At 71.4% G+C, this 26,314-nt stretch carries 24 protein-coding genes; 5 read left to right on the plus strand and 19 right to left on the minus strand.

All coding sequences use genetic code 11. The features are described from left to right. Window positions 1-57: 57 nt before the first annotated feature. Together H4W80_RS18530 and H4W80_RS18535 are read right to left on the minus strand one after the other, a co-directional pair. Window positions 58-2,601, minus strand: coding sequence for a polysaccharide lyase family 8 super-sandwich domain-containing protein (locus H4W80_RS18530; protein WP_318786929.1), 2,544 nt, complete (start codon window positions 2,599-2,601; stop codon window positions 58-60). A gap of 157 nt (window positions 2,602-2,758) precedes the next feature. After that, window positions 2,759-3,463 carry a TetR/AcrR family transcriptional regulator gene (locus H4W80_RS18535; protein WP_318786930.1) on the minus strand — a complete coding sequence of 235 codons (705 nt, stop codon included), beginning with the start codon at window positions 3,461-3,463 and terminating at the stop codon, window positions 2,759-2,761. Between the two features lie 94 nt (window positions 3,464-3,557). Here H4W80_RS18535 and H4W80_RS18540 point away from each other — a divergent pair, with 94 nt between their 5' ends. Genes H4W80_RS18540 through H4W80_RS18550 form a run of 3 tightly spaced genes read left to right on the plus strand, consistent with a single transcriptional unit; the run spans window position 3,558 to window position 6,091 of the window. Further along, the gene (locus tag H4W80_RS18540) at window positions 3,558-4,964 is read left to right on the plus strand and encodes an MFS transporter (protein WP_192786244.1); all 1,407 of its coding nucleotides are present in this window, start codon (window positions 3,558-3,560) and stop codon (window positions 4,962-4,964) included. After that, window positions 4,961-5,305: a nuclear transport factor 2 family protein gene (locus tag H4W80_RS18545; protein ID WP_192786245.1), complete on the plus strand. Its 345-nt coding sequence runs from the start codon at window positions 4,961-4,963 to the stop codon at window positions 5,303-5,305. The genes H4W80_RS18540 and H4W80_RS18545 overlap by 4 nt, the downstream gene beginning before the upstream one ends. 60 nt (window positions 5,306-5,365) lie before the next feature. Further along, window positions 5,366-6,091, plus strand: coding sequence for a DUF998 domain-containing protein (locus H4W80_RS18550; protein ID WP_192786246.1), 726 nt, complete (start codon window positions 5,366-5,368; stop codon window positions 6,089-6,091). On the opposite strand, the gene H4W80_RS18555 is transcribed toward H4W80_RS18550, so the two are convergent. From H4W80_RS18555 to H4W80_RS18590, 8 genes are all read right to left on the minus strand, one after another. Continuing rightward, window positions 6,033-7,022 carry a hypothetical protein gene (locus tag H4W80_RS18555; RefSeq protein WP_192786247.1) on the minus strand — a complete coding sequence of 330 codons (990 nt, stop codon included), beginning with the start codon at window positions 7,020-7,022 and terminating at the stop codon, window positions 6,033-6,035. The genes H4W80_RS18550 and H4W80_RS18555 overlap by 59 nt on opposite strands. Window positions 7,023-7,192: 170 nt before the next feature. Continuing rightward, window positions 7,193-8,812, minus strand: a complete 1,620-nt coding sequence (locus tag H4W80_RS18560; RefSeq protein WP_192793586.1) for a solute symporter family protein — start codon at window positions 8,810-8,812, stop codon at window positions 7,193-7,195. A gap of 17 nt (window positions 8,813-8,829) precedes the next feature. Next, window positions 8,830-9,159, minus strand: a complete 330-nt coding sequence (locus tag H4W80_RS18565) for a DUF485 domain-containing protein (protein ID WP_185077545.1) — start codon at window positions 9,157-9,159, stop codon at window positions 8,830-8,832. A gap of 165 nt (window positions 9,160-9,324) precedes the next feature. Further along, on the minus strand, window positions 9,325-12,159 hold the full coding sequence (locus H4W80_RS18570; RefSeq protein ID WP_192786248.1) for a glycosyl hydrolase family 95 catalytic domain-containing protein: 2,835 nt from the start codon (window positions 12,157-12,159) through the stop codon (window positions 9,325-9,327). Between the two features lie 94 nt (window positions 12,160-12,253). After that, window positions 12,254-13,078 carry a carbohydrate ABC transporter permease gene (locus H4W80_RS18575; RefSeq protein WP_192786249.1) on the minus strand — a complete coding sequence of 275 codons (825 nt, stop codon included), beginning with the start codon at window positions 13,076-13,078 and terminating at the stop codon, window positions 12,254-12,256. Next, window positions 13,075-13,959, minus strand: coding sequence for a carbohydrate ABC transporter permease (locus tag H4W80_RS18580; RefSeq protein ID WP_192786250.1), 885 nt, complete (start codon window positions 13,957-13,959; stop codon window positions 13,075-13,077). The genes H4W80_RS18575 and H4W80_RS18580 overlap by 4 nt, the downstream gene beginning before the upstream one ends. Next, window positions 13,956-15,212 carry an ABC transporter substrate-binding protein gene (locus tag H4W80_RS18585; RefSeq protein WP_192786251.1) on the minus strand — a complete coding sequence of 419 codons (1,257 nt, stop codon included), beginning with the start codon at window positions 15,210-15,212 and terminating at the stop codon, window positions 13,956-13,958. The genes H4W80_RS18580 and H4W80_RS18585 overlap by 4 nt, the downstream gene beginning before the upstream one ends. A gap of 32 nt (window positions 15,213-15,244) precedes the next feature. Beyond that, entirely contained in the window at window positions 15,245-16,408 is a 1,164-nt protein-coding gene (locus tag H4W80_RS18590; protein WP_192786252.1) for a trans-sulfuration enzyme family protein, read from the minus strand. Between the two features lie 11 nt (window positions 16,409-16,419). On the opposite strand from H4W80_RS18590, the gene H4W80_RS18595 reads away from it, so the two are divergent. Together H4W80_RS18595 and H4W80_RS63630 are read left to right on the plus strand one after the other, a co-directional pair. Then, a complete protein-coding gene (locus tag H4W80_RS18595; protein WP_192786253.1) occupies window positions 16,420-17,451 on the plus strand; it encodes a LacI family DNA-binding transcriptional regulator in 1,032 nt (343 codons plus the stop codon). Window positions 17,452-17,492: 41 nt separating this feature from the next. After that, entirely contained in the window at window positions 17,493-19,643 is a 2,151-nt protein-coding gene (locus H4W80_RS63630) for a helicase-associated domain-containing protein (RefSeq protein ID WP_192786254.1), read from the plus strand. A 9-nt stretch (window positions 19,644-19,652) separates the two neighbouring features. On the opposite strand, the gene H4W80_RS18605 is transcribed toward H4W80_RS63630, so the two are convergent. The 9 genes from H4W80_RS18605 to H4W80_RS18645 all read right to left on the minus strand — a co-directional run bounded on the left by H4W80_RS18605 (window position 19,653) and on the right by H4W80_RS18645 (window position 26,301). Continuing rightward, a complete protein-coding gene (locus H4W80_RS18605) occupies window positions 19,653-21,140 on the minus strand; it encodes a sodium/solute symporter (protein WP_192786255.1) in 1,488 nt (495 codons plus the stop codon). Window positions 21,141-21,207: 67 nt separating this feature from the next. Continuing rightward, window positions 21,208-21,636: a hypothetical protein gene (locus H4W80_RS18610; protein WP_225963525.1), complete on the minus strand. Its 429-nt coding sequence runs from the start codon at window positions 21,634-21,636 to the stop codon at window positions 21,208-21,210. Next, window positions 21,636-22,382 (minus strand): LytR/AlgR family response regulator transcription factor, encoded by a 747-nt coding sequence (locus H4W80_RS18615; RefSeq protein ID WP_192786256.1) that lies wholly within the window; start codon window positions 22,380-22,382, stop codon window positions 21,636-21,638. Before H4W80_RS18615 ends, H4W80_RS18610 begins: the two co-directional genes overlap by 1 nt. Before the next feature lie 33 nt (window positions 22,383-22,415). After that, window positions 22,416-23,594 carry a histidine kinase gene (locus H4W80_RS18620; RefSeq protein ID WP_192786257.1) on the minus strand — a complete coding sequence of 393 codons (1,179 nt, stop codon included), beginning with the start codon at window positions 23,592-23,594 and terminating at the stop codon, window positions 22,416-22,418. Window positions 23,595-23,610: 16 nt separating this feature from the next. Continuing rightward, a complete protein-coding gene (locus H4W80_RS18625; protein ID WP_192786258.1) occupies window positions 23,611-24,015 on the minus strand; it encodes an HIT family protein in 405 nt (134 codons plus the stop codon). 33 nt (window positions 24,016-24,048) lie between these two features. Next, entirely contained in the window at window positions 24,049-24,765 is a 717-nt protein-coding gene (locus tag H4W80_RS18630) for a DUF1838 family protein (protein ID WP_192786259.1), read from the minus strand. Between the two features lie 25 nt (window positions 24,766-24,790). After that, window positions 24,791-25,216 (minus strand): protease inhibitor I42 family protein, encoded by a 426-nt coding sequence (locus H4W80_RS18635; RefSeq protein WP_225964990.1) that lies wholly within the window; start codon window positions 25,214-25,216, stop codon window positions 24,791-24,793. A 51-nt stretch (window positions 25,217-25,267) separates the two neighbouring features. Then, window positions 25,268-25,924, minus strand: coding sequence for a DUF3618 domain-containing protein (locus tag H4W80_RS18640; RefSeq protein WP_192786261.1), 657 nt, complete (start codon window positions 25,922-25,924; stop codon window positions 25,268-25,270). Further along, entirely contained in the window at window positions 25,921-26,301 is a 381-nt protein-coding gene (locus H4W80_RS18645) for a phage holin family protein (RefSeq protein WP_192786262.1), read from the minus strand. The genes H4W80_RS18640 and H4W80_RS18645 overlap by 4 nt, the downstream gene beginning before the upstream one ends. Window positions 26,302-26,314: the final 13 nt, after the last annotated feature.

A 26,314-nucleotide genomic window follows, 5' to 3' on the forward strand; every position in this document is an offset into this window, starting at 1 on the left:
CCTACGCGGGCGGGAACAGGCACAGCTTGTACAGAAGCGACAAGGGCGGGCCGCCGATCAGCGCAGGGTGGCGGTGAAGGTGCGGCCGTGGGCGTGGCGGGTGGTCGCCTGGACGAGGGTGCCGCCCGGCACGCGCCGTACCGTCACCCCCTCGTCGGCCTTCTCCAGCCTGAGGGGCGCGCCGGGCAGGACGACGGTGACGCGGTCGCGGTTCATCGTGGGGTCCGACAGGGCGACGACCGTGCGCTCGCCGGACCTGACGATGACCGAGGCGGGGCCGTCGACGAGCAGGTGCCCGGCCTGGCGGGGGCCGTCGGAGAAGACGTTGGCGGCGACGATCCCGAGCGTTTTGTGCCGGACGGCCTGCACGTGCCGGTCGTTGGCCAGGACGGTCAGCGGGCCGTCCGCGTAGCGGCGCAGGCGTGCCTCGGTCGCGTTCGGGACCAGGGCGTAGGCGAGGGCGGGGACGTCGCCGGTGGCGGGGTGGGTGATCGAGGCGGTGAAGACGTTCTTGGTCACGCCGGTGTCGGGGTTGGACGTGCGCACGACCCTGCGGCTGCGGGTCACCGTCTCCAGGCCGGCCGCGACGGGCTGGCGGGTGAGGAAGGCGTACCCGATGGCGGTGGCGCGCGTGCCGTTGGCGTAGCGCAGCCAGCGCGGCGGCGTGGTGTCGCCGGGCTGCCAGGCCCGGCCGCCCCAGCTCTCGCCGGTGAGCGCGACCGCGTCGCCCGGGGCGGCGATGCGGCTGTCCACGGTGGTCACCGCGGCCCGGCCGCCCTGGCCGGAGACGCCCGCGGCCAGCACCACGATCTCGTCGTCGAGCATGAACCAGGACTTGGTCGCGCGGGCGTTGCGGTAGACGACGAAGTCGTCCGGCAGGATGCCGGCCTGTTTGGCGGTGTAGGCGGCGTCGTCGGACTGGACCATGCCGGCCGCGCCGTACGCGCCGAGCGTCGCCCCGCCGGAGAAGGCGTTCCCGGCCTTGGGGAAGTACACGTAGGTGTTCTGGGACTCGGAGGAGGAGGTGAAGTTCAGCGGGTGGCCCGGGTTCTCGTACCAGAGCCGGCCGTACAGCTCGGGCACCGTCCGCCGCTCCTCCACCGGCGCGGTGATCCCGGCCAGCCGGTACGGCGAGACGGCCGTGTAGTAGTCGACGCCGAACACCTCGCGCTGGTCCTCGCCCGCGAGGTAGAGGTAGTACGCGCCGTCGCCCTGGAACCAGGGCATGAGGTTCTCGCCGCTCATGTACTCGTACTTGCTGATCCGCTCGGAGCTGCGCGCCAGGGCGAAGGCGTAGCCGGGGCGGCGGTGGACGGTCCTGTCCATGGAGTTGAACGCCACGCAGCGCGCGGACGGATTGAGGTCGGCGGCCGGGACGGCGGAGTCGGCGCGGATGGCCGCGTACCGGGCGACGCTGACCGGGGAGACGAAGGCGGCCGTGTCGGCGGCCGGCAGGAACCTGACGTACTTCTTCAGCGCGAGAGCCTCGGCGCCCTCGACGTGGTCGGCCAGGTCGGCGATGGCCTCCACGACCACCCCGACGTCGGCGTAGCCGGTGGTCGTGCGCGAGACCGCCCGCCCCTTGACGATCTCCATCATCCAGCCCTCGAAGATCAGCGGGGCGAAGCCGTCGGCGACCCAGCCGTACACCACCCCGGCCAGGTCGGCGGATCCGCCGCTCGTCGCGCCCTCCAGTGTCTTGAGGGTCTGGACGACGCGGGTGAGCAGGGCTTTCCCGTAGGAGCCCGTGTAGGCGACCGAGTGGTGCTGGATGAAGGAGCCGTCGCGGTAGTAGCCGTCGGTGTTGCCGTGCTGGAGGTCGTAGAGGTCGATCGTGGCGAAGACGGTGGCCTGGTCGGAGATGGCCTTGCCGACGCGGGCGTCGTCGCCGGTGAGCGCGCCCTGGAGGATCCGGTTGGCGGTGATGTCGGCCAGGTTCGCCCCGGTGTGGAAGCGCGAGTCGAGGTCGACGTCGCCGTTCTTGCCGTTGCGCAGGTAGGCGTCCATCGAGGCGAGGTACGTCGCCGTCAGGCCGGGCCGCTCCTCCCGTACACGTTCGGCCAGCAGGGCCAGGGTCCTGCTCACGTGGGTGGAGATGCCGATCTCCCAGTTGTGCCAGTTGCCGTAGTAGCCCGCCGACTGGTCGCCGTAGTAGCGCTCGTGCAGCCACTGCAGACCGTCGAGGACCCGCCGCTGCACGGCGGCGTCACCGTCGAGCTGCCCGCCCGGCGTGCGGGTCGAGAGCGCGATCTCGAACAGGTACTGGTACGCCAGCCGCAGGTTGGCGTCGTCGGTGCCGAGCCTCAGCCCGGAGAACAGCTCCCCGGCGCCCGCCTGGTCCATGGCGGCCAGCCGCTGCCGGGCGGTCGTGGTGATCGACGCGAGCTTGCCGGCGACCTCTGGCCGGGCGTTGACGTCCGGGGTGCCCGCGAAGATCGCCACGGTGTTGGCGATCAGCCGGGCGTGGTCGATGCCCGCGGCGGCGCGTGCGGGGGCGGCCGCGGCGAGCAGACCGGCGGCGGGGAGCAGGGAGAGAACCTGGCGACGGGACATGTGCGGCACGGCGAGCTCCAGGCCGTTGGGGGGATATGCCGGGCTCACCCTACATGATCCCTTTCGCCGATCCAGGGAAGGAAAAGCCCATGCTCCCAGCCCGGCCGCCCATCAGGGCTGAGCGACACCGAGCTCGACCGGCAGCGATGCGCTCCCGGCCGACCGGCGGGCGAGGGGGGCGCCGACTGAGGTCAGGCGGGTGGGGTCAGGCGGGTGGCGTCAGGCCGAGGGACTCGATCAGGGCGATCATCTCGTCGCGGTAGATCGCGGCCGGATCGCGCGTGAGCGTGCGCAGGTGGCCGTAGATCTCCAGCGCGACCAGGCCGTGCATGCGGCCCCACACCCGTAGCGTGAGCGCCACCGCGTCCGGCGGCAGGCCCGGGAACCTGGCCTGGATGTCCGCCGCCAGGCCGGGGTCGAAGTCGGACCAGCTGTAGGCGCCCGGGTCGGGGCCGGTCCAGGCCGCCGCGACCAGGCCCGTGAGCCCCCGGCACGCCCGGTGCTCGGCCTCCTTCGCCGGGCCGTCCTCCGGGGGCTGGTAGCCGGGGACCGGGTCGCCGTAGATGAGGCGGAAGCCCTGCGGGTTGGCCAGGGCCCACTCGCGTACGGTCTGCGCCCAGGCCAGGACGCGGCCACCCGGGTCGGCGGCGGGCACGGTGTCGCGGGCGGACTCCGCCCTGTCCACCAGGGCCGTGTAGAGGTCGGCGATGAGCGTGCTGACCAGGTCGTCGCGGGTGGCGAAGTAGCTGTAGATGGCGCCGGCCGTCATGCCCATGTCGCGGGCGATGGCGCGCAGCGAGATGGCGTCGGGGCCGCCGGCCGCCATGAGCTTGAGCGCGATCTCCTTGATCTCCGCCGTGGTCTCCGCGCGCAGCCGCTCACGCCTGCTCATCGTCGTCTGATCACCCACGCTTGACAGTCTACAGCGTTGGGCTACTGTTCCCCGTGTATGAATTGAACGGCGTGTAGAAAGTTCGCGCCGTGTAAAGAGAGGGGATTCCCGAGTGACGCTTGCCACCTCTCGTGCGCCGACCGGCGCGGGCCGTTCCGGGCCCAGGCTGGCGCTCCTGGCGTTCACCCAGCTCATCGTGGCTCTCGACTACAACATCGTTTACGTAGCGCTGCCCGACATCGGGACGGCGCTGGGCTTCAGCGCGCGATCCGTGCAGTGGGTGGTGAGCGCGTACGCCATCGGGCTCGGCGGGCTGCTGCTGCTCGGCGGCCGGGCCGTGGACAAGCTCGGCGCCCGGCGCACGTTCGTGCTCGGTCTGGCGCTGTACGGCGTGGCCTCCCTGGCCGGCGGGCTGGCCCCGGGCTCCGGCGTGCTGATCGCCGCCCGCGCCGTCCAGGGCGTCGGCGGCGCGCTGCTCACCCCGGCCACGCTCGCGCTGATCTACCGGGGGTTCGAGGAGGGGCCCGCGCGCAACCGGGCGCTGGGCGCCTGGGGCATGGCCGGCAGCGCCGGGCTGGCCGCCGGGTCCCTGCTGGGCGGTGTGCTCACCAGCGCCCTGGGCTGGGAGTGGGTGTTCTTCGTGAACGTCCCCCTGGCCGTCGGCGCCGTCCTCGCCGCACCCCGGCTGCTCCCCTCCGACGGCCCTCCCGCGTCCGGGCTGCGCGGGTTCGACGTGCCGGGCGCGCTGCTGGCGACGGCGGGGCCGACGCTGGTGGTGTTCGGCCTGGCGAGCGGGCCGGAGGCCGGATGGGGGTCGGTACGCGGCGCCGGCTCGCTGGTCGCGGGCCTGGCGCTGCTGGCTCTGCTGGTCCTGGTCGAGGCGCGCGGCCGGGATCCGCTGATCCCGCTGCGGCTGGTCCGGCGGCGCGGCCCGGCCACCACGATGGTGGTGATCGCCGTGTTCCAGGGCACGCTGGGCGGCGCCTACTACGTGCTCACCACGTACCTGCAGCCGGTCCTCGGCTACAGCGCCCTGGAGGCGGGGCTGACGTTCCTGCCGCTCACCCTCGTCTGCATGGCCGCCGCGATGAAGGCCGCGCCGGTGATGCTCGGCAGGTGGGGGATCCGTACGACGCTCAGCGTCGGCATGCTCGGCGCCGGAGCCGGGATCGCCGCGCTGACCGCGGGCATGCCCGCGGGCGGCGGCTTCTGGACGCTGATGCCGGGCAGCCTCGTCTGGGGATTCTTCGGCGGCGTGGCCTTCGTCGCCCTGTTCGCGGCGGCCGGCGCCGGGGTGGCGCCGGAGGCGCAGGGCGTCGCCTCGGGCCTGGCCAGCACGGCCAAGGAGGTCGGCGGCGCGATGGGGCTGGCGGTCTTCGTCGCCGTCGCCACCGCCTCCTCCGACCTGCTCGGCGGTCTGCACGCGGCCGGCTGGGCCGCCGCGGCCGCCACCGCACTGGGCGGCCTCGCCGCCCTGGCACTCGAACCGAACCGCACCACGGAAGGAATCACGTCATGATCGACGACCTCATCGCCAAGTACCTGGACGTCTGGAACGAGCGCGACGCCGCCGCCCGGGACCTCCTGATCAAGACCGTGCTCACCGACGACTCCGTCTACTCCGACCCCGACTACGCCGGGCTGCGCGGGCACGCGGAGCTGTCCGAGGCGATCGGCCGGGCCCAGGAGAACTTCGGGGACCTGGTGTTCACCCTCGGCACGCTGATCGGCGCCCATCACGACACGGCGCTGTTCACCTGGAAGCTCGGCGCGCCGGGCTCGGAGACGCCGGTGGCCACCGGCTACGACGTCGTGGAGTTCGCGGGCGACCGCATCAGCCGCGTGGTCGGTTTCTTCTGACGAGACCGCCTTGTCAGGCTGGATTGACAGCGGCTCGCGTGTCAGTCTAGCTTGACAAGCATGCGAACTCTCACACCTGCGGGCCCCGCCCCCATCGCGGGGCCCGGCGACCCGACGCCCAGGCGGCTGCTGCTGTGCGGGGTGGTCGCCGGGCCGCTGTTCGTCGTCGCGTTCCTCGTCCAGGGCGCCCTCCGCCCCCACTACGACCCGCTGCGCCACCCGGTCAGCTCGCTCGCGCTCGGGCCGGGCGGCTGGGTGCAGGCGGTCACCTTCGTCGTGGCCGGTCTCCTGACGCTGGCCTTCGCCGCCGGGCTGCGGCGGGCGCTCCGGAGGGTCTGGGGCCCGGTCCTGGTGGGGGTCTGGGGCGGCGGCCTGGTGGGGGCCGGGCTGTTCACCACCGACCCGGTGAGCGGCTATCCCCCGGGCACTCCTGGCCTGCTGCCCGAGTACGGCAGCACGCACGCGGCGCTGCACGACTACCTCTCGCTGGCGGGATTCGTGGCATTGATCGCGGCCTGCCTGGTCTTCGCGGTCGGGTTCGCGAGGAAGCGGGAGCTCGGGTGGGCGGCGTACTCGGCCGCCAGCGGGGCCGGGTTCACCGTGGCGATGGCACTGGCCACGATCGCCTTCAGCCAGGCCCCGGCACTGGTCGCCCACGGCGGGCTCTACCAGCGCGTCGCGATCACCATCGGCTGGGCCTGGCTGACCCTGCTGGCCCTCCGGACGCTCAGGCGGCGACCCGCCGGGCGGCGAACAGCAGCAGGACGACCGCGCCGACCGTCATGACCGCGTTGCTGGTCAGGTCGGCCGCCGGGCTCGCGGGCACGATCACCTTCCACGGGAACGAGTGCCACGCGTACGTGAGCATCGCCCCCGCCGCGAGCGCCAGCCGGTGCGCGTCCGACCAGCCGGACCGATGCGACCAGCGCCTCACCAGGGCGCCGACCCCGGCGAACAGCGCCAGATAGAGCAGCACGCTCAGCCACGCCGGGACGGCCAGCGCGGCCAGCCAGGGCGACAGGCCCGTGGGGTCGCACGCGTAGAGGAGCACGAAGAGCGCACCGGCCACCAGGGCGAACGCGAACACCGCCCACGGGCCGGGCACGGCGCCCTCGACCGTGGGGGCGCCGCGGCGCAGGCGCAGGCCGAGCACGATGAGCGCGACGACCAGCACGCCGGCGCCGGCGTACTGGATGGGAGTGGCGAACCAGCCGCCGTACATCCCGGTGCCGACGGCGCCCAGCACGAAGAAGACCGCGAAGACCGCCGAGACGACCCGGAGCCCGGTCTTTCCCAGCCAGGGCGTGGTGCGGCGCGATCCGGCGAGCGTCTCCACGACCGCGATCGGGACGCTGATGCTCCAGATCGTGTGCACGCCCGCCATGAACATCAGCCAGGGCACCCCGGTCCCCAGCGCGGGAACGTAGCCGTAGTCGAGGATGCGCACGCCGTACCAGCTCTGGTTCCAGAGCGTCTGGGTGAAGAACGCCTCCTCGAACACCCCGTACGCCAGCGCCCACGCCAGGATCGCCGGCCATCCGCGCCCGGTCCGCCGGGCGACCTCGCGGATGGCCAGCGCGCCGGCGCCGTACAGGAAGGTCGTGGAGATCAGCGTCACGACCTCGGTGATCGCGATGTTCCCCATGAGGAACTCGGCGGTCAGGGGCGCCACGAACCACAGCCCGATCGCGGGCGCCACGCGAGCGAGCAAGGGCATCTGATGAGTCGTTGCCACGACCTCCAGATAACACCACTTCGAGTAAACTTACAACTGATGTAAATATATTCATGATGTAACAACGACGAAGGGCCCGGCCTCGCGGGAGGCCGGGCCCTCGGGTGCAGGCGCCTTCGGAGGGGAGGGGAAAGGCGCCTTCAGGGGGAACGTCAGTGCTCGGTCGCCTTCTCCGCGCCGACGCCGGTGAGAGAGCGGACCTCCATCTCGGCGTACTTCGCCGCGTTGTACTCCTTGCTGAGGATCGTGCCGAGCCACCCGCACAGGAAGCCGATCGGGATCGACAGGATGCCGGGGTTGCTCAGCGGGAACCAGTGGAAGTCCACGCCGACGATCAGCGCGCTCGGCTTGACGCCGGCCGGGGGCGGCGGCGCCGAGACCACCGGCGAGAAGATGACCAGGACCAGGGCCGAGATCAGGCCGCCGTAGATGGCCGAGACCGCGCCCGTCGTGTTGAACCGCTTCCAGAACAGGCTGTAGAGGATCGCGGGCAGGTTGGCCGAGGCCGCGACGGCGAAGGCCAGGGCGACCAGGAAGGCCACGTTCTGGCCCTGGGCCAGGATGCCCAGGCCGATCGCGACGGCGCCGATGACCAGGGCGGACACGCGCGCCACCACGACCTCCTGGCGCTCGCTGGCCTGGCCGCGCTTGAAGACGTGCGCGTACAGGTCGTGCGAGAAGCTGGAGGAGGAGGCCAGCGTGAGGCCCGCGACGACGGCGAGGATCGTGGCGAAGGCGACGGCGCCGATGAGCGCCAGCAGGACCGTGCCGCCGACCGCGCCGAAGATCTCCTGGCCGACGCGTTCGGCCAGCATCGGCGCGGCCGTGTTGCCCGCCGCGTCACCGGCGACGATCGCGGACTTGCCGACCAGGGCCGCGGCGCCGAAGCCGAGGACGAGGGTCAGCAGGTAGAACACGCCGATGATGCCGATGCCCCACAGGACCGACTTGCGGGCGTCCTTGGCGGTGGGGACGGTGTAGAAGCGGATGAGGATGTGCGGCAGGCCCGCGGTGCCGAGCACCAGCGCCAGGCCCAGGCTGATGAGGTCGATCTTGCCGGCCAGACCCTGGGCCTCGGTGCCGTACTTCAGGCCGGGGATCAGGAAGCTGCCCGGGTTCGCCTTGGGGCCGCTGGTGGTGGCGGCCTGGCCGAGCAGGGCCGACAGGTTGAAGCCGAACTTGCCCAGCACCAGCACCGTCACCAGCGCGGCGCCGCCCATCAGCAGCACGGCCTTGACGATCTGCACCCAGGTGGTGCCCTTCATGCCGCCGAAGACCACGTAGACGATCATCAGCGCGCCCACGCCGACGATGGTCCACGCCTTGCCCGCCGGGGAGGTGATGCCGAGCAGCAGGCCGACCAGCGCGCCCGCGCCGACCATCTGGGCCAGCAGGTAGAAGATGCTGACCACGATGGTGGACACGCCCGCCGCCGTGCGCACGGGACGCGGGCTCATCCGGAAGGCCAGCACGTCGGCCATGGTGAACTTGCCCGAGTTCCGCATCAGCTCGGCGACCAGCAGCAGCGCGACCAGCCACGCCACCAGGAAGCCGATCGAGTACAGGAACCCGTCGTAGCCCGACAGCGCGATGATGCCGGCGATGCCGAGGAAGGAGGCCGCCGACATGTAGTCGCCGCCGATGGCCAGCCCGTTCTGCACGCCGGTGAACGACCGGCCGCCGGCGTAGTAGTCGGCGGCCGTCTTGGTCTGCCGGCTCGCCCAGAAGGTGATCCCCAGCGTGGCGGCGACGAAGGTGAGGAAGAGGATCATCCCCAGGGTGTGGGAGCTCACTTGGTCTTCTCCTCAACCTCGTGGCGGAGCTTGTCGGCGATCGGGTCGAGCTTCTTCTCGGCGTGCCTGGCGTACGCCCACGCGATGAGGAACGTGGAGACGAACTGCAGCAAACCGAAGACGAGGCCGACGTTGATCTCGCCGAGCAGCTTGATCCCCATGAAGCCGCGCGCCCATCCGGACAGCACCACGTAGAGCAGGTACCACACGAGGAACGCCACGGTCATCGGGAACGTCCAGGCGCGGAATCGCCGTTTCAGATCCTGGAACTCACTGCTCTCCTGAACTTCCTCATAGACCGATGCGTCATGTTCTTTAGTAGTCACGAGACCTCCACTGTGATGCGGATCACGCCCAACGTAAGAGCGCAACCTACCCGGCGTGGAGGTCCCTGGTGACGTTGTTCGGCGAGTCGCTGGGCTCCGGCGATTAGTTGGGAATGACTTGCGGTGAAAGGTCTGTTGCGTGCGACGAGCGGTTGGGCGCGCCTTTCATCGGGGTGCTTCCACGGAGAGCGCGAACAGGTGGAGCTGGGGCCGGGTGAGCGCGGGCAGGCTGAGCGAGCGCAGCTCCCTGGCCGGGTCGAGCGCCGCCTGCACCTCGAACAGCCCGACCCGCAGCGAGTTGGCGCCCGTGCGGCCGTGGCGGTGGGTGCAGCGGATCACCTCTGAGGCCCCCGCCCCGGGCTGGCCGCCCCAGTCGGGCAGGACGAACGGCACCTGGGCGGTGGTCCCGTCGGCGTACGTGGCGGTCAGCGCGGAGGTGAGGACCCCGGAGCTGGCCGCGCCCAGGAGCCGGACCTTGGCGTACTTCCCGGACGGCACGGCGATCGTCTGCCCCTGGCCGGCGACGTTGTTCCTGGCCGCGTCCCCGTACGCGGGGAAGGCGAAGCTCAGGCCCTCGTGGACGAGCGGCCCGGCGGGCGGCAGCTCCTCGGCCGGATAGGTGTAGCCGGACCCGTCGAAGTCGCCGTCCGCCATCGCCTCGTGCGTGGAGACGCCGTCGTTGTCGAAGTACGCCGACAGGTCCACCGGCGTGGTGGGCCCGGGAGGCGGGATCGGCGGCAGCCCCCAGGCGTCCCCGGGCTTGCTCACCGGCACAGGTCCGATGACCGGGTCGGGCCGCGCGCCCGTGTGGACGAGCACCTCGTCCCCCTTGCCCAGGGCGATCTCCACGACGCCCTCGCCCAGGTCCTTCACCCGGGCGGGACGGCCGTCGGGCAGCACGGCGGTGACCGGCCCGTCGAGCCCGTGCTTGAGCCGCAGCGGCGCCCCCGCCAGGCTCCTGACGCGGATGAACGAGGTGCGGCCGCCCTTGCGCACGGCCGAGACCAGGAACGCGCCCTGGGTCCGGAAGTCGTGGATCGCGACGTCCGCCCATGAGGCGGGCACGGCCGGGAAGACGCGGACGATCCCGCCCCAGCTCTGGCAGAGCAGGTCGTGGAGGGACTGGGCGGCCGACAGCGGCGTCTCGATGACCGGCCCGGCCTCGGCGTAGTGGGTGTTGGCCGTGCACGGGTAGCGGCTGGCCGGGTCGAAGAAGCGCTCCAGGTAGGACAGCGCGGTGTCGCCCCGGCCCATCATGGCGTAGAGCGAGGCGGCGCCGGTGTAGCTGTAGCCGCGGTGCGCGCCCGTCAGCGACTGCCAGTGGGCGACCGACTTCTCGATCAGCTCGCGCTGCTCCGGCTGGTCCCAGTTGACCAGATAGAGGGGGTAGATCATGAGGAGGTGGGAGTAGTGGCGGTGCGACTGCGCGTACGGCGTGCTCGCGCCGATCATGAACCCGTCGGCGTCGGCCGGGTAGTCCACGAGCGTGGCCAGCACCTCCCGCCACTTCGCCTTCAGCGGGTCGTCGATCCCGAGCCGCTCGGCCGACTCGATCAGCGTCCGGCAGCCCCACCGGATCAGCGCCAGGTCGTAGTTGGTGTCCTGGGGCGGGGTGACCGGGTATTCCGGTGAGAGCGTGCTGGGCAGGTGCAACCTGCCGTCCGCGCCGGCGGCCAGGAAGTGCAGGTAGTAGTTGACCGCCCGCCGCAGCAGCGGGAAGACCGTGTCGCGCAGCAGCCTGTCGTCCATGGTGTGCCGGTAGGTGAGCCACACGTTGTGCAGCGCCCACGTGAGGTCGCCCACCTCCGCGCCCGTGCCGGGCGTGCCGACGCTCCGGTTGCCGAACATGTCGGAGCTGCGTCCCACCCCGGCCGAGTCGGCGCGGTAGGCGGCGGGCACGTTGGCGACGAGCTGGTCGCGGTTGCGGTCGAGCGTGCTGGTGAGCGAGTCGAGCTCCAGGTGGTTGGAGCCGTGGATGAGCCAGTACTCGAGCTGCACGTTGAGGTTCCACCACACCGCCGGCCACGGGGTGGACTCCAGCCAGGGGCCGGTGGTGGCCATGACCGGGCCGCCCGTCCGGCTGGCGGAGGCGACCTTGTAGAGCTGGATCCAGTAGAAGCTCTGCAGCCGCTGGTCGGGCAGGGAGACGAAGCTCTTGCCGTAGAAGTCGTGCCACCAGTCGCGGTGCCGCTTCTTCATGGTCCCGTACGGCGGCGCGTTCCGGATCCTGGCGAGCGCGCTCTCCTGGGCCTCGGTCGCCGACGGGAAGGTGTGGCCCACGGTGACCAGGAGCGTCCCGTCCTTGACGCGGTAGGCGGTGGCGGTCTGGCCGCCGCCGGTCAGCGGCTGGAGCACCTGCTCGACGTCGCCGGCGGTCGCGGTGGTCCAGGCCGGGTTGGGCGTGTAGCCGCTGGGCGGGGCCTCGGAGAGCGATCGGGGGCTGACGGCCTCCTCGGGGTGGAAGGTCCAGCGGACCTGCTCCTCGCCCCCGGCCTCCACCTTGGCGACGAGCACTTCGTCGTGGATGAACGCGGAGAAGGACAGCTTGCCCTTGTCCGTGGTGACGGTGCCGGTGACCTCGGCGTCCCACAGGCTGAGCCGCCAGTCGACGGCCGTGATCGTGCCGACGGGGTCGAGGGTGACGTGGCCGACGGGCAGGCGGCAGGTGCCCCAGCCGCTGCCGAACTGGGGGCGGTGGTCCTGGACGCGGCCGTGCTGGACGGTGAAGCGGATCTTGTTCTGGCCGGGCTCCTGGTAGACCATGCTGCCCAGCAGGCCGTCCCCGAGGAACGGGCCCTCGTACCAGGTCCTGGGCATCCTGCCCCAGAGCAGGTCCTGGGCCTTCAAGAACTCGGCCCAGGGCACGCGCTGCCGGAGCTGCCAGCCCGGGGCCGCCCCGGCGTGCTCGGTCGTGGCGAGCGCCGGGGCGGCGGGGACGAGGGCGAGACCTAAGCCGCCGAGCACGGCACGGCGGGTCGGATCGCCGGAGGGGGGTGTCATACGGGACCTCACAGACGAGACATCGGGTCTTTCGCCTGTATGACACGCAAGATGACCTTAGTCAAGGGCGGTCAACCGAAATTCATCGGATGCATCACCCCTTAACGGCACCCGCGGTGAGCCCTTCGACGATGTAGCGGCGGATCGCGGCGAACAGGACGAGGGTCGGCAGCACCGAGATCACGGTGGCCGCGGCCATGGAGCCCCAGTCGATGTCGTACTGGGTGATGAAGGAGTTCATGGCGACCGGGATGGTCTTGGCGTCCTCGCTGTCGATGAACGTGATCGCCAGGAACAGCTCGTTCCAGCACTGCACGAACGCGAAGATGAACGTGGCCGCGATGCCCGGCAGCATGACCGGGATGACCACCCGCACCATGGCCACCAGCCGCGAGGCGCCGTCCACCTGCGCGGCCTCCTCCAGCGCGACCGGCACCCGCTCGTAGAAGCCGCGCATGATGATCGTGGAGAACGGCACCAGCATGGCCACGTAGACCAGCATCAGCCCGGCCAGCCGGTTGAGCAGGTCGAGGTCGGACATCAGCAGGTAGAGCGGGCCGAGCGCGATGAACAGCGGGATCATCTGCGTGACCAGGAACGCCAGCATCAGCGCGCCCCGGCCGGGGAAGGCGAAGCGGGCGAGGGTGTAGCCGCCCAGCACGCCGATCGCGGTCACCACGCCGGCCGCGACGAGCGAGACGAGCAGGCTGTTGAGCAGGTACGCGCCGAAGTCCGCGAACGAGAACAGCTCCTCGTAGTGCTCGAACGTCACGTTGCCCGGCCAGTACCTGAGCGGCATCGAGAAGATCTCGGGCTTGGGCTTGAGCGAGGTGACGACGATCCAGTAGAGGGGGAAGAGGGTGATCAGCAGCCAGACGCCCAGCACGACGACCTTGGCCGCATTCCCGATACGTCTCATCTGGATTTCTCGAATCTCGTCGCGTTCAGGTAGAAGACGCTGAAGGACAGCAGCAGGCCCAGGATGAGCAGGCCCACCGCGCCCGCGCGGCCGTAGTCGCCGCCGATGACCTGCTGGATGAGGAAGGTCGTGATGATGTCGGTGCTACCGGCCGGGCCGCCGCCGGTCATCGAGTAGATGAGGTCGGGGAAGTTGAGGATCCAGATGATCCGCAGCAGCACGATGAGGGCGAGCGTGGGCCGGATGTGCGGCAGCGTCACGTGCCAGAACTGCCGCAGCCGCGACGCGCCGTCCACGTCGGCCGCCTCGTAGAGCTCCTTCGGCACCGACTGCAGCGCGGCCATGATCATGATGGCGAAGAACGTGACGCCGTACCAGATGTTCGCCACGATCACCGACGTCATCGCCCACCCGGGGGTGGCCAGGAAGCCGATGCGCTGGTCGATGAGGCCGGTCTTGAGCAGCAGGTCGTTGATCACGCCGAACTGCCCGTTGAACATCCAGCGCCACAGCAGCCCGATCAGGAACCCCGACATGGCCCAGGGGAAGAACACCCATGCCTGGTAGAGGCCCCGGCCCCGGAAGTGCCGGCGCAGCAGCAGCGCCAGCCCGAAGCCCAGGAAGAACTGGAAGAACAGCGAGACGACCACCCACGTGCCGGTGTTCCGCAGCGCCGTCCAGAACCGCTCCTCCGACAGGACGGCCCGGAAGTTCTCCAGGCCGACGAAGGGCGTCGAGGTGATGTCGAACAGGTTGTAGCGCTGGAAGGCGATGATCGTGCCGCGGATCATCGGGTAGTACGTGAACAGGGTCACGAAGACCACGCCGGGCAGCAGGCACAGGGCGATGAACCTGGCCCGGCGGGCGGTGAAGAGCCTCATGAGACCTTCTTGGCCTGGTCCGTCCAGAAGGCGTCCCACGACTTGAGCACCTCGGCCGTGGTCTTCTTGCCGGTGATCAGGGCCTGGACGTCACGGTCGGAGTCGACGAGGAACTGGCTCCAGCCCGGGTAGTCGACGGGCCTGATCGTGATCACCTGCTTGGGGTCCTGCTGCGCCTGCAGGTACGCCTTCCACGCGCCCTGAGAGAACTGCGGGTCGCTCTGGGCCTGCTTGGAGATCGGGATGAGCGAGTTGCCCTTGGCGAAGGCGATGCTCTGCTTGGCCTCCGACAGGAACTGGACCAGCTTGACCGCCTCCTTCGGGTGCGCGGTGAACGAGGTGGCGCCCCAGCCGGCGTAGCCGACGGGCTGGAAGGCGTATCCGGACGGGCCCTTGGGGATGGGGGCCGTCGCCCAGGCCGTCATGCCGCTCTCCTGGACCGTCTTGATCACTTCGGGGTCCTGGATGAGCATTCCGGTGACGCCCGCGGTGAAACCCTGGACCATCTCGGGGAAACCCCAGGAGACGGAGTCGGGCGGCGACGCCTCCTTGAAGATCTTGACGTAGAGGTCCATGGCCTGGGCGGCCTCGGGGGTGGAGAAGATCGTCCGCTTGTCCTTGAGAAAGAACGATTTTTCGGGATTCAGGGCTTCGCCGTTGTACGCGCTGACCATCATGACCGCGTAGTCGGCCCCGCCCTTGCCGCCCCGGAACGAGTAGCCGAACCGGTCGCCCGAGGTCATCTTCTTGCCGGCCTCGTAGAGCTCCTGCCAGGTGGCCGGCGGCTGCGTCATGCCCCAGTCCGTACGGTAGAAGATCGTGCGCTCGTAGAAGCCGTACGGGATCAGGTACGCCTTGCCGCCGACCTCGACGGCCTTCTTCTGGGCCAGCTCGGTCAGGTCCGACCAGCCGGGCCACTCCGTGGTGGGCAGCTCGGCCAGCCAGCCGTTGTTGGAGAAGGACTTGGCCGTGTGGTCGCGCACTTCCAGCACGTCCAGGTCCTTCTTGGTCTGCAGGATCTGGGTGATCTTCTGGTCGGCGCTGTCGAGCGGCGGCGAGATCAGCTCCACCTTGATGCCCGGGTTGGCCTTCTCGAAGTCCTTCAGCAGCGTTTTGATGAGCTTCGTGCGTTCGGGACTGGTCAGGCTCTCGATCATGCGGAGCCGTACCTCGCCGGGGGACGACGAGCCGGAGCCGCAGCCCGCGAGCAAGAGCGTGGCGGCGGCCGCGGCCGCCAGGAGGGGGGTTCTCATGCTGAGCCTCCAGCTTCAGACAGCGCTGTCAGTCAAGCTAGGCGACCGACCCCCTCCAGCGCTAGACCGAGATCCTTGATCAACGTGTCCGCGGGCTCCAGGCCGACCGAGAGCCGCACGAGGCCGACGGGGATGCCCATGGTGGCCCGCACGCTCTCCTCGGTGGACAGGGCGGGGGCGTTCACCAAGCTCTCAAAACCACCCCAAGACACCCCAATCCTGAAATGTCGCAACTTGTCGAGGAAGAGGCCGACCTCCTGGCGCGACTCCGTGTCCAGCACGAGGCTGAACAGGCTGGAGAACCCCGCCATCTGCCGCTTCGCGAGGTCGTGCCCCGGATGGGAGGGCAGCCCGGGGTGGTTCACCGCCCGCACGGCCGGATGCCCGGTCAGGAACTCGGCCACGGCCAGCCCCCGCTCCTGGTGCGCGGCCATCCGCACGGGCAGCGTGCGCAGCCCCTTGATCACCTTGGCCGCGTCGTGCGGCGACATCGCGGCCCCGTACAGCTGGTACTCGGTCAGCGCCAGCGGCCTGATCAGCCGGGACGGGCCCACCACGACACCGCCCACGAGGTCGCTGTGCCCGCCGATGTACTTCGACAGCGAGTGCACGACGAGATCGACGCCCATGGTCAGCGGCTTCTGGAAGATCGGCGTGGACCAGGTGTTGTCCATCACGCTCACCAGCCCGCGCTCCCGCGCCCACGCCGTGACTTCGGCGATGTCGACCACGGCGTAGGCCATGTAGGAGGGGGACTCGAAGTAGAGTAGACGGGTGCTCGCCCTGATAGCGCTGTCACACTCCGCGAGGTCGTTCACGTGCGTATGCGTGACCCCGAACTTCTCCAGGTAACGCAGGAACTGGGTGGTGGGCCCGTACACTGCGCCCAGCACCAGCACGTGATCCCCGGCCTTGACGAGCGAGGAGATGGTCGCCGAGATGGCCCCCATTCCCGACCCGAAACACTTGGCACGCTCTCCCCGCTCGAGCGCGGCGAGCTTACGCTGAGCGAGATCGACCGTCGGGTTGGTCCCCCGCCAGTAGACGTACCTCTCGTCCTCGCTCCTGATCGCCTCGCCCAGCTCCTGCGCGGTCCTGAACGTGAACAGCGAGTTCTCGAACACCGGCGGGTTGACCGCGCCCAACGCCCAGGGCTCGTCCTCGCCCAACCGGCCACAGATCCATTCGTCATCCATGGGGGCAGACTATGACAGCCAGGGATCTGGGTGACCGGGCGGCCTCCCGGGGCGAAGCCCGCAAGCCGACCATGGCCGACGTGGCCAGGCACGCCGGCGTGAGCCTCAAGACCGTCTCCCGCGTGGTCAACCAGGAGCCGCACGTACGGGCCTCGCTGCAGGAGCGCGTGCAGGCGGCCATCGTCGCGCTCGGCTACCGCCGCAACGAGGCCGCCGCCCGCCTGGCCAGGGGCGCGACCATGCTGACGCTCGGGCTGGTGATGGAGAACATCTCCAACGAGTTCTACTCCCGCCTGGCCGCCGCCGTGGAGTCCGCCGCGGCCCAGTACGACGCGCTGGTGGTGTTCGGCTCGTACGAGGAGAGCGCCGACAAGGAGCGCATGCTCATCGAGTCCATGTACGCGCGCGGCGTGGACTCCCTGATCGTCGTCCCCTCGGCGGCCGACCACGCGTGGCTGGCCGAGCACGCCTCGCTCACCACGGTGTTCGTGGACCGCGTCCCCCCGGGCCTGGAGTCGGCGGACGTGGTGCTGCTGGACGACGTGCGGGGCGGCCGGGCCGCGACCGAGCACCTGCTGGCCCGCGGCCACCGCCGGATCGCGCTGGTCTCGGACGACGAGGGCATCAGCTCGGTGCACGACCGCGCGACCGGCTACCGCGCGGCCCTGCGCGCGGCCGGGCTGGCGGCCGACGACGCGCTGGCGGTCCGCGCGCTCTTCGACCCCTGGCGGGTCTCCCACGAGGTGAACCGCCTCCTGGACCTGCCCGACCCGCCGACGGCCTTCTTCGCCACCAACAACCGCGCCGCGATCGGCATCCTCCAGGCGCTGCGCGAGCGTCCGGAGCGGCCCGCGTACGTGAGCTTCGACGACTTCGCCCTGGCCGACGTGTTCAACCCCGGGGTGACGGTGGTCCGCTACGACACGGCCCGCCTGGCCCGCAGCGCGGTGGACCTCCTGCTGAACCCGTCGCCGTCGCCCCGCCGCGTCAAGGTCCCGGTCGAGCTGGTGGCCAGAGGCTCGGGCGAGCTGCCGCCCTCCTGAACACCATGCGTGAGCGGCGTTCGTCTCGCTAGGGTCGGGTTGTGCCTCTTCCCGCCGCCGACCTCGCCCGGCTCCTCCGCAACCGGCCGGAGCTGGCCGCCGTCCCCTCCGCCGAGGCGCTCGAACGCCTGCTCGCGGCGCCGGAGCTGGCCGTGCCCGCCCTGCTCGCCCTCGACGCCGACTGCCACCTCGTCAGCCAGGCGCTGCAGCTCCTGGGCGGCGAGGCGAGCCGCGCGGCGCTGGCCGAGCTGCTCCACGACCCCGGCGACCGGCTCGGCGAGACGATCGAGACCCTGGCCGCGTGGGGGCTCGTGACGCTCGACGGGAGCGGCGACGGGGGCACGGTGAGATCCCCTCACCCGCAGGGGCTGTGGGCCAACCCGTTCGGGCTGGGCCGGCCGTTGCGCGAGCTGACCGCCGAGGATCTGAAGTCCCTGGTCAAGGGGCTGGGCGGCAGGCCCAAGGGCCGCAAGTCGGAGGTGCTCGCCCAGGCGGCGGAGATCGTGCGCGACGGCCGGGCCGTGCGCGAGCGCGCCGCCGCGCTGCCGCGCGAGGCGGCGGCGCTGCTGGAGTCGATGGCGGGCGGGCAGCCGGTCTTCCAGCACGCCGTCTGGTACGGCTCCGGCGACGCGGACCATCCCGTCACGCGCCTGGCCGAGGCCGGGTTCGTGGTGCGGGACGGCTGGGAGTACGAGATGCCCATGGAGGTCGCGCTCGCGCTGCGCGGCGACGGCTGGAAGCCGGAGCTCACGGGCCAGCCGGACGTGCCGTCCGTGGAGCTCGCCGGGCACTCGGACGGGCTCGCCGCCGCGCTGGCCGCCGTGGACCAGGTGGAGGCGCTGATCGAGCTGACGGGGACGCAGCCCATCGCCGAGCTGAAGGCGGGCGGGGTGGGCGCGCGGGAGCTGAAGCGGGTGGCCAGGGCGCTCGACGTTCCCGAGCAGGCGGTCGTGCTCTGGCTCGACCTCGCCTTCGGCACCGACCTGATCGCCTCCGAGGCCGGCGAGCGGCTGGCCGGCACCACGCTGGCCGACGAGTGGCTGGGCCTGGACCCGGCCTCGCGCTGGCAGGCCCTGGTGGAGTCCTGGCTGGCGATGCCGCAGGCGGCCACGTTCAGGGTGACGGGCTGCTGCGACGAGCACATGACGCCGCAGGCCCCGCCGTACCAGTTCGAGTCCGGGGCCGGCGAGATCCGGCGGGCCGCGCTGCGCGTGCTCCAGACGCTGCCTCCCGGGCGGGGGGCGAGCCCTGAGGGGCTGCTCCCGGCCGTGGGCTGGCGGACGCGGGCGGTCAAGGAGTTCGCGCCGGCCGCCACCGAGTTCACCGCCGCCGCCCTGCGCGAGGGCGAGCTGCTCGGGATGGTCCAGCAGGGCGCGCTGACCGACCTCGGCCGCGCCCACCTCGACGGCGACGGCGTGGCCGGCCGCTTCCCCACGCCGACCCACACCGTGACCCTGCAGAACGACCTGACCGCGATCGTGTCGGGGGTGCCCGCGCCGCAGCTGACGGCGTTCCTGAACGGCTGCGCCGACCTGGAGTCACGCGACCGGGCCAGCGTGTGGCGCTTCTCGCACAAGAGCGTACGCCGGGCGCTGGACGCGGGGACGACGGCCGACGCGCTGCTCGAGGAGCTGGCCCGCGTCGCCGCCAAGGCCGTCCCCCAGCCGCTGCGCTACCTCGTCACCGACGTCGCCCGCAGGCACGGCGCCGTCCGCGTCACCTCCGCCGCCTGCGTGGTGACCGCGGAGGACCCGGCGCTCATCACCGAGCTGTGCGGGACCAGGTCCCTGCGCAAGCTGGCGCTGCGCGCCATCGCGCCCACGGTCGCCCTCAGCGCCCTGCCTCCCGACGAGACCCTCCAGCTGCTGCGCCAGGGCGGCCACGCCCCGGTCGCCGTGGCCCCGGACGGCACCATCAAGGCGGAGCCGCCCCAGCGCCGCCGCCTGCCCGTGGAGCCCGACCCGGCCTGGGACGCCACCGCGATCCTCCAGGGCGGCGAGCCCGGCACGCCCGCCGAGGCCCTGTCGGTGGCCTCCGTCACCGGCGAGCCGATCGTCATCGTCTGGCAGCGGCGCGAGCACTACATGGAGGACATCGAGCTGACCCGCGGCACGGTGTCCGGCTACTGCCACGACTGCGGCACCGAGCACACCTTCCAGCGGGGCCGGATCAAGGAGGCGCACCTGCCCTGACCAGAGAGATCACGACGAGCGGGGGCGCCAGTCGCCGCGGTCGAGGTCCAGGTCCTCCGGGGTGTGCAGCCTGACCATGGTCCTGGCGACCCCGGACGGCACGCGGTGCGGCGTCAGGAAGGACACCGACACCATCACCGCGAACGCGATCGGCACCGTCCACGCCGCCGGCTGGCCCAGCAAGGCGCCGGCGGCGCCCTCGTACGGACCGGCGACGATCGTGACGAGCACGGCCGCGCACGCCAGCCCGCCGCCCACGAACAGCCCGGCCAGCGCCCCCGTGGTGGACAGGCGGCGCCACCAGATGCCCAGCACGAGCAGCGGGCAGAACGACGAGGCCGCCACCGCGAACGCCAGCCCCACCACGTCCGCCACCGGCAGCGCCCGCGCCCACAGCGCCAGGGCCAGCGGCACCACCACCGCCATCAGCGTGGCGATCCTGAACGAGCGCACGCTGCCCTTCAGCAGGTCCTGCGCGATCACCCCCGCGACGGACACGGTCAGCCCCGACGAGGTGGACAGGAACGCGGCGAACGCCCCCGCCGTCACCAGCGCCGTCAGCAGGTCGCCCAGCGTGCCGCCGACCATCCGCTCGGGCAGCGTCAGCACGACCGTGTCGGTGCGGACCAGGTCGGGCGCGTAGAGGCGGCCGAGCCAGCCGTACACGGCGGGCAGCAGGTAGAAGGCCCCGAGCAGCGACAGCACCACCAGCGTGGTGCGGCGGGCGGCCCGGCCGTCCGGGTTGGTGTAGAAGCGCACCAGCACGTGCGGCAGCCCCATGGTGCCCAGGAACGTGGCCAGGATCAGCGAGTACGTCGAGTAGAGCCCGTACTCCTTGCCCCCGGCCAGCGGCACCTGCCAGGTGGCCGCGTCCTGCGGGCTGACCGAGGGCGCCCCGTCGGCCTTCCACGCCATCAGCAGGAACACCAGCGGCAGGGCCAGCGCCGTCAGCTTGAGCCAGTACTGGAAGGCCTGCACGAACGTGATCGACCGCATGCCGCCGGACAGCACGTTCACCGCCACGACGACCGCGACCAGCAGGCCGCCCACCCACACGGGCGCGCCGGTGATCTCCCTCAGCACCAGGCCGGCGCTCTGGAACTGCGGCATCAGGTAGAACCAGCCGATCAGCACGACGAGCACGCTCGCGGTGCGGCGCACGGCCATCGACTCCAGCCTGGCCTCGGCGAAGTCCGGCAGCGTGTACGCCCCCGAGCGCCGCAGCGGCGCCGACACCAGCACGAGCAGCACCAGGTAGCCGCCGGTCCAGCCGACGGGCAGCCAGAGCATGTCCACGCCGAACGACAGGATGAGCCCGGCGATGCCCAGGAACGAGGCCGCCGACAGGTACTCGCCGCCGATGGCCGAGGCGTTCCAGAGCGGGCTGACGGTGCGGGAGGCGACGTAGAAGTCGGAGGTGGTGCGGGAGACCCTGATCCCGAACGCCCCGATCAGCACGGCCGCCACCACCACGATCAGCACCGCCGTCAGGCTCATGCGACCGGCTCCGCCGCTCGCATGAGCCTGGAAGGGCTGCGTCTGATCATTCGCTCGCTGCGCTCGCTCATCGACGTTCGACCAGTTCGGCGAAGTGGCGCTCGTTGCGTTCGGCCTGGCGCACGTACAGCCAGGCGCCGATGACGAAGGCCGGGTAGATGAGCCCGGCGAGCACCGCCCACGGGAGCGGGATCCCGAGCAGGTGGACCGAGCGCAGCTCGGGGATGAGCAGGAACAGCAGCGGCAGCCCGCCGACCACGCACCCCAGCACCGTGCAGACGAACAGCGCCAGCCGGAACTGGGTGCGCAGGAACGAGCGCATGTAGACCTCGCCGAGCCGGGTCTGCTCGTCGATCTCCCGGGTGGCCGGGTAGCGGGGCCGGCGCGCGGCGGCCGTACGCGGGCTCATCACGGCCACCCGGCGCAGGCTCTCGCGCCGGGCCGCCTCGGCGCGGGGCAGCGGGGCCCGGCGCCCGGGACGCGGTTCGGGGCTCATCACGACCTCGCCTTCCTGGCTCTGCGCACCAGCAGGTCGCGCAGCTCGCGCGTGTGGCGGCGGCTGACCGGCAGCTCGGTGTCCCCCACCCGCACCGTGCACTTGCCCGAGTCGATGTGCAGCTCCTCGATGTGCTTGACCGCCACCAGATGGCTGCGGTGCACGCGGACGAACCCGGCCGAGGCCCACCGCTCCTCCAGGGTGGCCAGCGGGATGCGCACCAGGTGGCTGCCCGTCGCCGTGTGCAGCCGCGCGTAGTCCCCTTGCGCCTCGACGTAGATCACGTCGGCGCTGGACACGAACCGCGTCACCCCGCCCAGCTCGACCGGGATCGTGTCGGTCTCCCCCGCCTCCGCGGGCACGTCGGCCGAGACCGCCACCCGCCGGATCGCCTCCGCCAGCCGCTCCGGGCGGACCGGCTTGAGCAGGTAGTCCTCGGCCTTGATCTCGAACGCGTCCACGGCGTGCTCCTCGTACGCCGTCACGAACACCACCCGGGGCGGGTTCGCGAACTGCGACAGCAGCCGCCCGAGCACCACCCCGTCCAGCCCGCGCATCCGGATGTCGAGGAACACCGCGTCGATCGGCCGGCCGTCGGCGATGGCCCGGTCGAGCAGCCGCAGCGCAGCCGCGCCGTCCCTGGCGGTGGCCACCTCGCCGATGCGGGGGTCGGCACGCAGCAGGTACGACAGGTCTTCGAGGGCAGGCAGCTCGTCGTCGACCGCGAGGACCCGTAGTTGCGCCATAGACAGTGATAAAACCGACAAGAAAGATCGAGGTCAACGGGCAGAGACGCCTGGGTGATATTTCGGCAACCTGATGTTGACCTTGGTGCCCGCTCCCTGGGCGGTCTCGACCACGAGTCCGTACTCGTCGCCGTAGACCTGGCGCAGCCGCTCGTCCACGTTCGCCAGCCCGACGCCGCCCGTGGGAGCGATGTCACCTGCGAGGATGCGGCGCAGCCGGTCGGGGTCCATGCCGAGCCCGTCGTCCTCGACGCTGATGCGGCACTCCGCCCCGGCGTCCTCGGCGATGATCGTGATGCGGCCGACGCCGTTGCGGCTCTCCAGGCCGTGTCTGACGGCGTTCTCGACGAGCGGCTGCAGGCACAGGAACGGCACCGCGACCGGCAGCACCTCGGGCGCGATCCGGAGCGTCACCTGGAGCTGGTCGCCGAACCTGGCCCGTTCCAGGATCAGGTAGCGGTCGATCGAGCGCAGCTCCTCGGCGAGCGTGGTGAACTCGCCATGCCGGCGGAAGGAGTAGCGGGTGAAGTCGGCGAACTCCAGCAGCAGCTCCCTGGCCCGCTCCGGGTCGGTGCGGACGAAGGAGGCGATCGTGGTGAGCGAGTTGTAGATGAAGTGCGGCGAGATCTGCGCCCGCAGCGCGCGTACCTCGGCCTCCATGAGCAGCGTGCGCGAGCGGTCCAGCTCGGCCAGCTCGAGCTGCGAGTCGACCCACCCGGCCACCTCCTGCGCGGCCCTGACCAGGCCGGCGGAGGCGTCCTGCCCGTAGGCCGCCAGGGCGCCCACGACCCGGTCGTCGGTGGTGAGCGGCACCACCACGGCCTGGCGGATGGGGCATTCGAGCAGCTCGCAGTCGATGGTCAGCACCTGGGTGCGGCCGTCCTTCAGGGTGGCCGCCGCGTGCTCGAACGCCTGGTCGGCGTGGTGCTCGCCGGCGCCGTCGTACACGAGCAGCCGCTCGCCGTCGGTGATGGCCAGCGCGGCCGAGCCGAGCAGCGCGCGCAGGTGCCGCGAGGCCCGCTCGGCGCCGTCGGCGGTCAGCCCGGCCCGCAGCGGCGGCCCGGCCAGCGAGGCGGTGTGCAGGGTCTCGAACGTGGCCCGCTCCGCCGGGCTGGTGCCCAGCTCGCGGCGGCCCCGCATGACCCGCCAGAGCACGATCGCGGGCACGCTGACGAGCACCGCGACGACGGCGACGCCCACCACGTACTCCACGGCGCCACAGCCTAACTCAGAGGGCCTTGGCTATGAGGTCGGCGTACGACTCGGCCTCCTCGGCGGAGGCGTACGTGGTGCGCGGCCAGAAGAAGCCGCGCAGCCCGTCCTTCTTGTTGCGCGGCACGATGTGCACGTGCAGGTGGGGCACGCTCTGGCTGACGCGGTTGTTCATGGCCACGAAGGTGCCGGCGACCTGCAGCCCCTCCTCCACCGCCCGGGCCATGGCCTGCACCCGCTCGAAGAACGGCCCCACGTCGGCCAGGTCGGCGAGCGTCTCCACGTGGAGCCTCGGCACCACCAGCACGTGCCCCTTGAAGACCGGCCGGACGTCCAGGAACGAGACCGCGACCTCGTCGGAGTGGACCATGGTCGCCGCTCGCTCACCCGCGATGATCTCGCAGAACAGGTCAGTGCTCACCGGCCGACCCTATCCGCCTCATCCGCGTCCACCTCATCCGCGCTGCCGCCCCGCCCGCTCGGCGAAGGCCGTCCAGCTCGTCACGTTGGGCGCCGACCACTCGGCGGGGGCGTGCAGGAAGTGCTCGCCCACCCGCTCGCGCAGCCGCTGCGGCACCTCGGCCACCTTGGCGCCCCGGCAGTGGTAGACCAGCCCGCCCGGACGCTGCCCCATCGCCATCCACGGCAGCCACGGCGAGACCCGGCACCAGGAGAACACGCACGGCACGTCCGGCACGCCCGAGTCCAGGTCCTTGGCCGAGGCGAAGAACTGGAACAGCTCCATCGCCCGGTAGGTGTCGTTCGCCGAGTTGTCGGGGTAGTCGGCGACCTTCAGGGGCGAGGGGTAGGCCAGGCGGATGTCGATGTTGTAGACGACCTGGTCGCCCAGGCGGGTCGTCGGCACCGGGTAGGCGCCGAGCCGCTGGTTGACCGGGTCGTTGAAGACGTGCTGCACCTCGACCGTCCGCTCCGTGAGCGGGTTGTCCCAGGTGTCGAGCACCTCCCTCGTCCTCGGGTCGAGGTAGAGGGCGGCCTCCCTGGTCAGCAGCTGCCAGCCGCCGTCGGCCTCGACCGCCCTGGCCACGTTCAGCCCCTCGAACCCGAACAGGTGGTGCGGCCCGCCGTCGTCCTGCCAGCCGTACACGTCGCCGGTCCAATAGGAGATGGTCTCCGCGCCGTCGGAGGAGGCGCGCACCCGGATGAAATCCATGATCTCCACAGTAACCGGCGGCGCTCTACTTGACCGATACAGTGAAGACGGCCTCGCCCGACTGCTGCCTGCTCTGCTCGTCCGGCGGCGTCGTGGACCGGCCGCACCGCCAGCAGTCGTACAGTTTGATCTCCGTCGTGCCCGGGCGCTTGCTGTTGAAGACGAAGTAGGTCGTGCCCCCGGCGCCGACCCCGCCGCCGCCCTCGGTCTTGTGCTCCTCGCTGATGAACGAGGCCACCTTCGGGTCCGGCACGGCGACCAGCTTCCACTCGTCGCCCACCGACGGGTTGTCGGCGACGGCCAGCGAGAACCGCTGGCCGGATCGCAGCTCGACGGGCACGGTCGTGCCCTTGGCGCCCTTGACGACCGTGCCGAAGTCGCTCACCGCTGAGCCCCCGCCGCACCCGGCCGCCAGCAGGGCGAGCATGGCGGCGGCGATCGTTCGACGCATCACCACGGCAGGGTATCGGCCCGGGCGGGCGCCGGCCGTGCCCGTCCCCTCCTACCGGCGCGGGCGGCGGTTGCGCCGCATCATCATGCGGCGGACGACGAAGGCGAGCACGGCGCCGGCCGCGGCGACGAGCAGCATGGGCCGCTTGCGCGCCTGCCCGGCGGCGTCCTTGACCTGGTGGGGCGTGCCCTCGCGGACCTTGCCCGCCACCTCCGTCGCCATCTCCTTGACGGATCCGGCCATGCCCGCGGCTCTGTCCTTGGCGGTCTCGGCCACGTGGGCGGCCCTGGCCTTGACGTCGGCCTTGGCCGCCAGGGCTCCGACGGTCTCGCCCAGCTCCCTGCGGGTTTCCTCGATCTCCTTGCGCACGTTGCTCTCCTCGTGGTGACCTGTCCCGGGTGCCGTCCGGGGCGTGTGGTGCGTACTGCTGTGGTGGGCACTGTGGTGGGCACTGTGGTGGCGCGGCGACTCCGCCTGGGCCCACTCGCTTTCCAGGGCCTGGGCCCGCTCGTCGGGGATGACGGGTTCAGGGGCGAATGTCTCGTGTGCCGTCCGCTCCTCCTCCACCCGCCGGGCGTTCTCGGCCGCGCCCGGCCTGGTCGGAGGCACGTTGATGGACTCTCGTTCGGTCGGCGTGCCCACTGTCGCCCGGCGGGCGCCGACGTTTCCGGCATATTGTTCGCTGTATCCAGGGTCGGTCTCGCTCATCGCCGTGCCCTTTCCTTGACCATGTCGATGTCGGCCCTGACGCTCGCGAGGGTCTCCGACGGGACCGGCGACCCCGCGCGTCGCACCTGCCCCTTACCGACCAGGCCGAGCAGCGCGGCGATGACGAAGAGCACGCCCGCCACGATGGCGGCGGCGGCCCACGCGGGCAGGACCAGGGCCAGTAGCAGAATGACGGTGGTCACAAGTGCGGCGCCGCCGAAGAACGCGGCCATTCCCGCCGCGCCGAACAGTCCCGCGCCGAAGCCCGCGCGCTTGCCTTTTTCCGCCAGCTCCATTTTCGCCAGGCGGAATTCGTCCCTCACGAGCCTGGAGAACTGCTCGGAAAGGTCGTTGACCAGCTTGTGGGTGTCGTTCACAACGCTCGCCTCC

The organism is Nonomuraea angiospora, from assembly GCF_014873145.1.
Classification (GTDB): domain Bacteria; phylum Actinomycetota; class Actinomycetes; order Streptosporangiales; family Streptosporangiaceae; genus Nonomuraea; species Nonomuraea angiospora.

Bases quoted from the DNA above. Each gene is read 5' to 3' on its own strand.
- H4W80_RS18545 (WP_192786245.1), top strand. From the start codon at position 4,961: ATGATCGACGACCTCATCGCCAAGTACCTGGACGTCTGGAACGAGCGC.
- H4W80_RS18550 (WP_192786246.1), top strand. From the start codon at position 5,366: ATGCGAACTCTCACACCTGCGGGCCCCGCCCCCATCGCGGGGCCCGGC.
- H4W80_RS18555 (WP_192786247.1), bottom strand. From the start codon at position 7,022: ATGCCCTTGCTCGCTCGCGTGGCGCCCGCGATCGGGCTGTGGTTCGTG.
- H4W80_RS18560 (WP_192793586.1), bottom strand. From the start codon at position 8,812: ATGATCCTCTTCCTCACCTTCGTCGCCGCCACGCTGGGGATCACCTTC.
- H4W80_RS18570 (WP_192786248.1), bottom strand. From the start codon at position 12,159: ATGACACCCCCCTCCGGCGATCCGACCCGCCGTGCCGTGCTCGGCGGC.
- H4W80_RS18575 (WP_192786249.1), bottom strand. From the start codon at position 13,078: ATGAGACGTATCGGGAATGCGGCCAAGGTCGTCGTGCTGGGCGTCTGG.
- H4W80_RS18580 (WP_192786250.1), bottom strand. From the start codon at position 13,959: ATGAGGCTCTTCACCGCCCGCCGGGCCAGGTTCATCGCCCTGTGCCTG.
- H4W80_RS18585 (WP_192786251.1), bottom strand. From the start codon at position 15,212: ATGAGAACCCCCCTCCTGGCGGCCGCGGCCGCCGCCACGCTCTTGCTC.
- H4W80_RS18590 (WP_192786252.1), bottom strand. From the start codon at position 16,408: ATGGATGACGAATGGATCTGTGGCCGGTTGGGCGAGGACGAGCCCTGG.
- H4W80_RS18595 (WP_192786253.1), top strand. From the start codon at position 16,420: ATGACAGCCAGGGATCTGGGTGACCGGGCGGCCTCCCGGGGCGAAGCC.
- H4W80_RS18605 (WP_192786255.1), bottom strand. From the start codon at position 21,140: ATGAGCCTGACGGCGGTGCTGATCGTGGTGGTGGCGGCCGTGCTGATC.
- H4W80_RS18610 (WP_225963525.1), bottom strand. From the start codon at position 21,636: ATGAGCCCCGAACCGCGTCCCGGGCGCCGGGCCCCGCTGCCCCGCGCC.
- H4W80_RS18615 (WP_192786256.1), bottom strand. From the start codon at position 22,382: ATGGCGCAACTACGGGTCCTCGCGGTCGACGACGAGCTGCCTGCCCTC.
- H4W80_RS18630 (WP_192786259.1), bottom strand. From the start codon at position 24,765: ATGGATTTCATCCGGGTGCGCGCCTCCTCCGACGGCGCGGAGACCATC.
- H4W80_RS18635 (WP_225964990.1), bottom strand. From the start codon at position 25,216: ATGCGTCGAACGATCGCCGCCGCCATGCTCGCCCTGCTGGCGGCCGGG.
- H4W80_RS18640 (WP_192786261.1), bottom strand. From the start codon at position 25,924: ATGAGCGAGACCGACCCTGGATACAGCGAACAATATGCCGGAAACGTC.